The following is a 7,629-nucleotide window of genomic DNA, read 5'->3' on the forward strand; positions in this document are numbered from 1 at the left end:
GCCCGGCAACCGACTCCGCATCCAACAGCTCACGCTGATCCTCAGAATGCCCCTGCATCCATTAATCATCTCGAGAACCCAGCCACAAACCCCGCCACCACGCCGGATTAATTCAGCAGACTCCTAGCCGCCCAGCGGCACCGGCCCTAGTCGCCGAAATCGCATTCCACGCGGTCAGAACACGGAATCTACCGCGTGGAATGCGATTTCGGCGCAAGAGGGTCAGGCGGGTTTGTCGGGTTTGTCGCTGCCGACCACCCACATCGAGTAGTACTGCGCGCCACCGCCGTACGCGTGCCCGAGCGCCTTGCGGGCGCCCTCGACCTGGTGCGCGCCGGCCTTGCCCATCACCTGGATCGCCGACTCGGCGAAACGGATCATGCCCGAGGCGCCGATCGGGTTGGACGACAGCACGCCACCCGACGGGTTGAACGGGATCCGTCCGCCGATCGCGGTCTCGCCGGCCTCGGTGAGTTTCCAGCCCTCGCCCTCCGGCGCGAACCCGAGGCTTTCCAGCCACATCGGCTCGTACCAGGAGAACGGCACGTACACCTCGGCGACGTCGATCTCGTCGACGGGGCTGGTGATCCCGGCCGCCTTCCACAGCGCAGCCGCCGCGTCCCGGCTGGCCTGGGGGTTGACCTGGTCCCGCCCGGCGTACGCCAGCGGCTCGGTGCGCAGCGCGGTCGCATGGATCCACGCCACCGGGTGGCCCTCGGCCACCCGGGCGTCCGAGCTGGCCTCGTCGCCGATCACCATCGCCGCGGCGCCGTCGGAGGATGGGCACGTCTCGTCGTAGCGGATCGGATCCCACAACATCGGCGAGGACATCACTTTTTCCAGCGTGATGTCGGGCTGATGCAGATGCGCCAACGGGTTCTTGACCGCATTGAGCCGATCCTTGACCGCCACCATCGCGCCGATGTGCGTCGGTGCACCGGACCGGCGAATGTAGGCGCGCACGTGCGGCGCGAAGTAGCCGCCCGCACCCGCGCCCACCGGCTTGGTGAACGGAACCGGAATGCTTAACGCCCACATGGCGTTCGACTCCGACTGCTTCTCCCATGCCATCGTCAGCACCCGCCGGTACTTACCGGACTGCACCAGGCTGGCCGCCACGACCGCGGTCGACCCGCCCACCGAGCCCGCGGTGTGGACCCGGATCAGCGGCTTGCCGGTGGCGCCGGTGGCGTCGGCCATGAACAACTCGGGCATCATGACGCCCTCGAAGAAGTCCGGGGCCTTGCCGACGACGACGGCGTCGATGTCGGCCAGCGTCACCCCGGCATCGTCGAGAGCGCGGTCGATCGCCTCGCGGACCAGGCCGTTCATCGAGACGTCGGTGCGCTTGGCGACGTACTTCGTCTGGCCGGTGCCCAGGACGGCGGCGAGTTTCTTACTCATCGTTACTTACCCTCCAAGACCGCGACCAGGTTCTGTTGCAGCGCAGGCCCGCTCGTGGCGTGGGCCAGCACCCGCGAGGCATTGCCGTCGAAGATGTGCCGTGCCGCGAAACCGATGCGCTCCAGGCCCGCCGAGAACATCGGGTTGGCCGCCAGCGCCCCGCCGGAGGTGTTGATCTTCGTGCTGTCAGGCAGGCCGATGGCCTCGGTGAGGATGAGCTGCTGGTGGCTGAACGGCGCGTACAGCTCGGCGATCTCGATCGAGGAGGTGTCCCCGCCGGTGGCCGCCTGCGCGGACGTTGCCGTCGACGGCGAGGTCGTCAGGTCGCGCGCCCCCAGCACCGGCGTCTCGATGCGGTGCTCGATCCCTGTGATCCAGGCCGGCCGCTCACGCAGCTCGCGGGCGCGGTCCCCGGCGGCGAGCACGATTGCCGACGCGCCGTCGGTGATCGGCGCGATGTCGTGGCGGCGCAACGGATCTGCGAAGTACGGGCGCTCCAGTAGCTCCTCGATGCTGTCGGCCGGCTCCAGCGCGTCCACCCGCGGTGCCGCGGCCTGCGCCTCGAGCGCGACCTGGGCCATCTGCTCAGCGGTCCACTTGCCGGAATCCAGCCCGAATCGAGCCTGCAGGCCGGCCATGCTCACCGAATCCGGCCACAGCGGCGCCACGGTGTAGGGGTCGGTCTGCAGTGCCAGAACCCTGCGCAGGGTGCCGGCCGAGGACTTGCCGAACCCGTAGACCAGTGCGGTCTCCACCTCGCCGGTGAGGATCTTGATGTAGGCCTCGTAGAGCGCCCACGCGGCGTCCATCTCGACGTGCGACTCGTTGATCGGCGGCACCGCACCTATCGAGTCGATTGCCGAGATGAACGAAAATGCCCGGCCGGCAAGGTAATCGGAGGAGCCCGAGCACCAGAAACCGATGTCGGCCTTGGTGATGCCGAGATCGGCGTAGATCGATTCGAAGCACGGCATCAGCATCTCGACGCCGTTGGTGGTGCCGTCGGTGCGGCGCACGTGCGGTGCGTGGGCGAATCCGACCACAGCTACTTCAGTCATGTCCGTCCTCAGAGGTGATGCTTGTAGGTGTCGTAGTCGGCGTCGGGTTCGCCTGTCGGCTTGAAGTACTCGATGTTGTCGATGCCCAGGCCCCACTGGTCCTTGGGCTTCCATACCGCCTGCACGCGCATGCCCATCCGCACCTTGTCGGCCTCGATGTCCGAGACCAGGTGCAGCACCGGGATGTCGGCGCCGTCGAGCAGCACGTACGCCGCCACGTAGGGCGGTTTGATGCGCTGCCCGGCGAACGGGATGTTGATGATCGCGAACGTGGTGACGGTGCCTTTGTCGGGCAACTCGACGAACTCGTCCAGAGGTTGTCCGGTGGCTGGATTGGCTTCGCGCGGAGGGAAATACACCTTTCCATCGGCGCCGGTGCGGGCGCCGAGCAGCTTGCCCTGTTCGAGGGCGCGCAGGAACGCGCTCTCGGGCTGCGACGCGGTGTGCTGAATCTCGATCCAGCTCGGCGCCACTTGCATGGTGATCGGGTCGAGACCCTCCGGTGGAGGCGGCACGTCCTCCGGCTGGTCCCCGAGCGCGAAGTACGCGATGTCGGTGATCGCGCCGACGGGCTCGTCGACCCAGTGCGCGTGCACCCGCGCCCCGGTGCTGATCGCGTCGGGACCGTCGGCGGCCACGGCGTGCAGCATCGGGGTGTCGGCCCCGTCGAGAGTGATCAGTGCCCACGCGAACGGGCGGTCCAACGGCTGGCCCTCGAGTGGCTCCGGCTGCCACGTCCACGAAATGACCGTGCCGACGCTGGCCACCGGTACGATCTCGGTCAATTGCTCCCAGGTGACGGGGTCGTACTCGGCGGGCGGGACGAGCACCTTGCCGTCCGAACCGCGAACTCCGACGATGCGCCGCTCGCGGAGCGCGGTGAAGAACTGACCGAGGAGCGGTCCTACTGAACGGGTGTAGTCGAATGCGAGCTTCAGCGGCGCGGAAAGCGGCGGCTCATGCGGATCGATCTGCACCGGGCTGCTTTGGCTGGTGGTCACGGCATCGAGTAGAACAGGTTCTAGGAATGGTTTCAAGGAGCGGGCCGGGCGGCCCGGAAGGACGGGTGCCGTGAAGTTGGGACTTCAGTTGGGCTATTGGGGGGCGCAGCCGCCGACCAACCATGCCGAGCTTGTCGCCACGGCCGAGGAGGTCGGCTTCGACACGGTGTTCACCGCGGAGGCGTGGGGTTCGGACGCCTACACCCCCTTGGCGTGGTGGGGGCGTGAGACCAGCCGGATGCGTCTGGGCACGTCGGTGATCCAGCTGTCGGCGCGGACCCCGACCGCGTGCGCGATGGCGGCGCTGACGCTCGACCATCTGTCCGGGGGGCGGCACATCCTCGGGCTCGGCGTGTCCGGCCCGCAGGTCGTCGAGGGCTGGTACGGCCAGAAATTCCCCAAGCCGCTGGCCCGCACCCGCGAGTACATCGACATCCTGCGTCAGGTGTGGGCACGCGAGGCCCCGGTGCGCAGCGACGGGCCGCACTACCCGCTGCCGCTGACCGGCGAGGGCACCACCGGCCTCGGCAAGAACCTCAAGCCGATCACCCATCCGCTGCGGGCAGACATCCCGGTGATGCTCGGCGCCGAAGGCCCCAAGAACGTCGCGCTGGCCGCCGAGATCTGTGACGGCTGGCTGCCGATCTTCTACTCGCCGCGCATCGCCGGCATGTACAACGAATGGCTCGACGAAGGATTCGCCCGCCCGGGTGCGCGCCGTACCCGGGAGACCTTCGAGATCTGCGCGACCGCCCAGGTCGTCGTCACCGATGACCGTGCCGAGATCATGGAGCTGATGAAGCCGCACCTGGCGCTCTACATGGGCGGCATGGGCGCCGAGGACACCAACTTCCACGCCGACGTGTATCGCCGGATGGGCTACGCAGAAGTGGTCGACGACGTGACCAAGCTCTTCCGATCTGGACAAAAGGACGGGAAAGAGCAGGCGGCCAAGATCATTCCCGACGAACTGGTCGACGACTCGGCGATCGTCGGCGACTTGACCTACGTGCAGGAACAGATGAAGGCGTGGGAGGCCGCAGGCGTCACGATGATGGTGGTCGGCGCGCGGTCGGCAGAGCAGATCCGCGAACTCTCCGGACTGTTGTAGACACTTCTTGCTCGTTGTCTGGAACACGTTCTAGATTGGCTCGGTGAGCCCTTCCCAGCACGTGATCGCCGGCCAGATCGTCACGATGCCGGTGCAGATCCGGCAGGCGACTCAGCACACCGCGATGTACTCGGTGGATGCCGACGCCGCCCAGAGGCTGATCGACTACAGCGGGCTGAGGGTCTGCCGGTATCGACCAGGGCGCGCGGTCGCGATCCTGATGTTGGTGCACTATGTCGACGGCGACTTGGGCCAGTATCACGAATTCGGCACCAGCATCATGGTCAACCCGCCCGGTTCGGAGGCCACGGGCGTGCGCGCGCTGCAGTCGGCGGGCGCCTTCATCCACCACCTCCCGGTCGACCAGACCTTCACCCTCGAAGCCGGCCAGAAGATATGGGGCTATCCGAAGGTGATGGCGGACTTCACGATTCGCGACGGGCGCCACTTCGGATTCGACCTGAACATCGACGGCCAGTTCGTGCTCGGCATGGATTTCCACCCGGGTCTGCCGATCCGCCTGACGCCGCGCACACAGATACAGCGCAGTTATTCGCACCGCGACGGCATCACTCGGGAAACGCAATTCGAGATGACGCTCGGCGGGGTACGGAACCGCCCGGGCGGTGTGGATGTTCGATTCGGCGAGCACCCCTACGCGAAGGAACTCGCGTTGCTCGGCTTGCCGAAGCGCGCGATGCTGTCCACTTCTGCGGACACTGTGCAGATGACCTTCGGCGATGCCGTACCCGTTGGGTGAGGCCGCAGTTCTACTGCGGCAGTCGAGGCCGATCTTGCGGGCCAGGTTGCCGATCTCAACCGTGACCGACTTGTAGGTCGCGCGGTTCTTTCAGGTGCAGGCGTAAAGCAGAACGGCCGAGTGACGCGTCGTCTAGATTCCCTTACCAACCGATGGAGGCGGGCATGACACGTACCAGACCAGACGTCGACCTGACCGACGGCGACTTCTACGCCGGCGATTACCACCCCGTCTACCGGTGGATGCGCGAGAACGAGCCGGTGTTTCGCGACCGCAACGGGCTGGCCGCCGCCGCCACCTATGCGGCGGTGATCGAGGCCGAGCGCAACCCCGAACTGTTCTCCAATGCAGGCGGCATCCGCCCCGACCAGCCGGGTGTCGAGATGATGATCGAGATGGACGATCCGCAGCATCTGCTGCGGCGCAAACTGGTCAATGCAGGCTTCACCCGTAAGCGTGTCAAAGACCTGGAAGGGTCCATAATCTCGCTCTGCGACACCTTGATCGACGCGGTGTGCGAACGCGGCGAGTGTGACTTCGTGTGGGACATCGCGGCCCCGCTTCCGATGGCGGTCATCGGCGACATGCTCGGGGTCCGGCCCGAGGAACGCGAGATGTTCCTGCGGTGGTCCGACGACTTGGTCGGCGCGTTGAGCAGCACCGCCGATCCCGAGCAGTTCCAGGTCACGATGGACGCGTTCGCGGCGTACAGCGAGTACATGACGGGCATGATCACCGAACGCAAGACGGAGCCGACCGACGACCTCGTCAGCGTCCTGGTCCACTCCGAGGTCGAAGGGCAGAAGCTCGAAGATCATCAGATCGTCACGGAGGTGCTGCTGCTTCTGATCGGCGGCGACGAGACCACCCGCCACACGCTGTCGGGAGGCACCCGAGCGCTCCTACGCCATCCCGATCAGCATCAGAGCCTCATCAAGAACCTGGAGCTGCTGCCCAACGCCATCGAAGAGATGCTGCGCTGGACCGCGCCGGTGAAGAACATGGCCCGAACCGTCACCGCGGACACCGAGTTCCACGGCACGCAACTCAGGCAGGGCGAGAAGATGATTCTGCTGTTCGAGTCGGCCAACTTCGATGAGAAGGTGTTCGACGAGCCCGAGCGGTTCGACATCACCCGCTATCCGAACAATCACCTTGCGTTCGGCTTCGGCACGCATTTCTGCTTAGGGAATCAGCTGGCCCGGCTGGAGCTTTCGCTGATGCAGGAGCGGCTGCTCAAGCGATTGCCCGATATGCGGTTGGCCTCCGATGCGCAATTGCCCTTGCGCCCGGCCAACTTCGTCAGCGGCCTGGAGCAGATGCCAGTGACTTTTAGCCCGACCAAGCCGCTCAACATCTGATCCCGCAGAAGACCACGCCTACCGCCACTGGCCGGTGAGCAATGGCTCCGTGGGGTGCAGGTCGCGTTCCATGCCCAGCTCGGTGAACACGTCCGCCGACCGTCGGCTCTCCCTTCTCGTGGGCAGCGACAGCCCCAACTCGCGGGTGACGTCCGGGCTCGCGCCGATCAGAACGAGCTCGGTTCCCGGGTAGTCGAGAAAGTCGGGTGGGTCCAGCGTGGTGAACCGGCGGCCGCCAAATTTCTCCCGCAGGGCGTCCGGGTAGTCCGGACGCCGCGACGACGGCAGGCCGGCGCGCGGTCGGTCCGGCGGGGGCGGTGCGTCCGGGTTGCGTACGGTCATGACGAGGCTGGCCTGCGGCCGGATCTGGAACGCAGCCTGGACCGGTCCTGGTGTCTTGGGCAGCTCGAGCGCATAGGCGAGGTGGGTATGGCCATCATGGTCGACGACCGCGTACACGCCTTCGCCCGCGGGGCGCACCGCCGGTTCCACCCGCACGCCGCGGGTCTTTGTTTCGTAGGTGTAGGGATCAAGTTCGTCCTCGAGATCGGTGGCCGTGTCTGTGACGAGGTCGATGAAGCCCCAGGTCCGCTCGTGGTCCTCGACGGAGGGTAGCCGTTTGCGACCGACGATCATCCGCCGGAATCTCGGTTTGTCGGACGGCTTGAGGATGACGTAGAACCGCGCCACGTCGTCGAGGCCATGCACGTGCTGCGCATCCACCTTCGGGCGGTAACAGAAGAAGATGTCGCCCTGTTCGGTTACCCGGGTCATTGACGTGGTGTCTCCGCAATCTTTGCGCCTAAACCTCGATCCGTGGACTTGAGTGATTGATGTGTCTGCCATGGCTGGTTGTCGTTTGGTGGGCTTGTGAGCGTGACGTAACCGCTGGTCTGCCCAGCTTTTCCCTGTGCGCTCCGGTAGGGGCCTATTC

7 protein-coding genes are annotated in these 7,629 nt (G+C 66.2%); 3 read left to right on the top strand and 4 right to left on the bottom strand.

Going from position 1 to position 7,629, the window contains the following annotated elements; genetic code table 11:
* Positions 1–222: 222 nt before the first annotated feature.
* Genes ACXMYJ_RS28165 through ACXMYJ_RS28175 form a run of 3 tightly spaced genes read right to left on the bottom strand, consistent with a single transcriptional unit; the run spans position 223 to position 3,463 of the window.
* On the bottom strand, positions 223–1,404 hold the full coding sequence (locus ACXMYJ_RS28165; RefSeq protein ID WP_260755468.1) for a thiolase domain-containing protein: 1,182 nt from the start codon (positions 1,402–1,404) through the stop codon (positions 223–225).
* A gap of 2 nt (positions 1,405–1,406) precedes the next feature.
* A complete protein-coding gene (locus ACXMYJ_RS28170; protein WP_460359451.1) occupies positions 1,407–2,462 on the bottom strand; it encodes a thiolase domain-containing protein in 1,056 nt (351 codons plus the stop codon).
* An 8-nt stretch (positions 2,463–2,470) separates the two neighbouring features.
* On the bottom strand, positions 2,471–3,463 hold the full coding sequence (locus ACXMYJ_RS28175; RefSeq protein WP_260755466.1) for a Zn-ribbon domain-containing OB-fold protein: 993 nt from the start codon (positions 3,461–3,463) through the stop codon (positions 2,471–2,473).
* Between the two features lie 70 nt (positions 3,464–3,533).
* Here ACXMYJ_RS28175 and ACXMYJ_RS28180 point away from each other — a divergent pair, with 70 nt between their 5' ends.
* The 3 genes from ACXMYJ_RS28180 (at position 3,534) to ACXMYJ_RS28190 (ending at position 6,695) form a co-directional block, all read left to right on the top strand.
* Positions 3,534–4,574, top strand: coding sequence for an LLM class F420-dependent oxidoreductase (locus ACXMYJ_RS28180; RefSeq protein ID WP_443187493.1), 1,041 nt, complete (start codon positions 3,534–3,536; stop codon positions 4,572–4,574).
* Between the two features lie 85 nt (positions 4,575–4,659).
* Complete coding sequence (locus ACXMYJ_RS28185; RefSeq protein ID WP_443187507.1) at positions 4,660–5,334, top strand: acetoacetate decarboxylase family protein; 675 nt, start codon at positions 4,660–4,662, stop codon at positions 5,332–5,334.
* 164 nt (positions 5,335–5,498) lie between these two features.
* Positions 5,499–6,695 carry a cytochrome P450 gene (locus ACXMYJ_RS28190; RefSeq protein ID WP_443187492.1) on the top strand — a complete coding sequence of 399 codons (1,197 nt, stop codon included), beginning with the start codon at positions 5,499–5,501 and terminating at the stop codon, positions 6,693–6,695.
* 18 nt (positions 6,696–6,713) lie between these two features.
* Here ACXMYJ_RS28190 and ACXMYJ_RS28195 read toward each other — a convergent pair whose 3' ends face one another.
* Entirely contained in the window at positions 6,714–7,469 is a 756-nt protein-coding gene (locus ACXMYJ_RS28195; RefSeq protein ID WP_443187491.1) for a hypothetical protein, read from the bottom strand.
* Between the last annotated feature and the right edge of the window lie 160 nt (positions 7,470–7,629).

Source organism: Mycobacterium sp. ZZG (assembly GCF_054786995.1).

Bases quoted from the DNA above. Each gene is read 5' to 3' on its own strand.
- ACXMYJ_RS28190 (WP_443187492.1), top strand. From the start codon at position 5,499: ATGACACGTACCAGACCAGACGTCGACCTGACCGACGGCGACTTCTAC.
- ACXMYJ_RS28165 (WP_260755468.1), bottom strand. From the start codon at position 1,404: ATGAGTAAGAAACTCGCCGCCGTCCTGGGCACCGGCCAGACGAAGTAC.
- ACXMYJ_RS28185 (WP_443187507.1), top strand. From the start codon at position 4,660: ATGCCGGTGCAGATCCGGCAGGCGACTCAGCACACCGCGATGTACTCG.
- ACXMYJ_RS28170 (WP_460359451.1), bottom strand. From the start codon at position 2,462: ATGACTGAAGTAGCTGTGGTCGGATTCGCCCACGCACCGCACGTGCGC.
- ACXMYJ_RS28195 (WP_443187491.1), bottom strand. From the start codon at position 7,469: ATGACCCGGGTAACCGAACAGGGCGACATCTTCTTCTGTTACCGCCCG.